The sequence below is a fragment of the Ruegeria sp. CE12 genome (assembly GCF_056537525.1).
Genome location: NZ_JBQFRS010000059.1, coordinates 1 through 985, shown reverse-complemented (window position 1 = coordinate 985; position 985 = coordinate 1). Strand labels below are relative to the sequence as shown.

Genomic DNA, 985 nt, shown 5'->3' with positions numbered 1-985 from the left:
CGCAGATCAATTTTGGCCCCCAAAGCCTCAAGCGCGGTCAAATGCAAATCCACTTTGCGCGCACCAATTGCACAACCGCCCGGAAGCGAGACAACTGCCTCACCAAATCGGCCCACTAAGGGCCCAAGCACGTTGAAAGAAGCGCGCAGCTTGCGCACGATGTCGTAATGCGCAGTCAGATTGGTCACATCGGCAGACGAGATCATCATCGCGCCGCCATCGGCCAAACGGGCCACTTCGCAGCCCAAGCTTTCCAACAAGCTGCCCAGTGTCGCCACATCAGACAGGCGCGGCACATTGGTCAGCGTCAAAGGTTCATCCGATAAGAGGGCCGCACACATCAGCTTTAGGCAGGTGTTCTTCGCGCCCGCGATGGGAACCTCGCCCGAAAGCGGGCCATTTCCTTTAACGATGATACTGTCCACGGGTGCTGCCTCTTTTGCTCTGCTCAGGCCGCGTCAAGATGACGGGCCCGCGCCATTTTCGCCATCTTCCGCACGTCTTTTGCGGGCCTGCGCCTTGCGGCGGGCCAAATTGGCCTTAAGCGCTGCTTTCAACCGCTCCGTGCGAATGTCTTGCGCGCTTCTTTGACCAGAATTTGATCTTTTCTGCGGGTTTGATGGTTGCTTCATGCCGCCTCTCATAACGAAGCGGACAATTCGCGTCTAGCGCGATGCAAATCGAAATTGGCAAAAATTGCCCATGTGCATCCGCACCCACCAAAAGGAATTAGGCCTTGGTGCAAATTTTCGTTTGCTTTGGTCTTGCATGGGTCTGCGATTGCGTCTAATCCACGCGCCACACGTGCGCTGCAGTAGCTCAGTGGTAGAGCACTCCCTTGGTAAGGGAGAGGTCGGGAGTTCAATCCTCCCCTGCAGCACCATCAAAATCATATGACCATTAATACAACAAACGCCCAAGTTGATGTGTGTAATCCAATTGGCTCTTAGCTTGCAAAAGCGCACACGTTGTACGCGATTGACAG

General features: G+C 54.9%; 1 tRNA gene and 1 pseudogene. One reads left to right on the top strand and one right to left on the bottom strand.

Annotation, left to right across the window (positions count from 1 at the left end):
* A pseudogene (locus ACR0IO_RS23115) lies at nucleotides 1-425 on the bottom strand (UDP-N-acetylglucosamine 1-carboxyvinyltransferase); the annotation flags it as partial.
* Nucleotides 426-808: 383 nt separating this feature from the next.
* On the opposite strand from ACR0IO_RS23115, the gene ACR0IO_RS23110 reads away from it, so the two are divergent.
* Nucleotides 809-883, top strand: a tRNA-Thr gene (locus ACR0IO_RS23110).
* The last annotated feature ends 102 nt before the right edge of the window (nucleotides 884-985 follow it).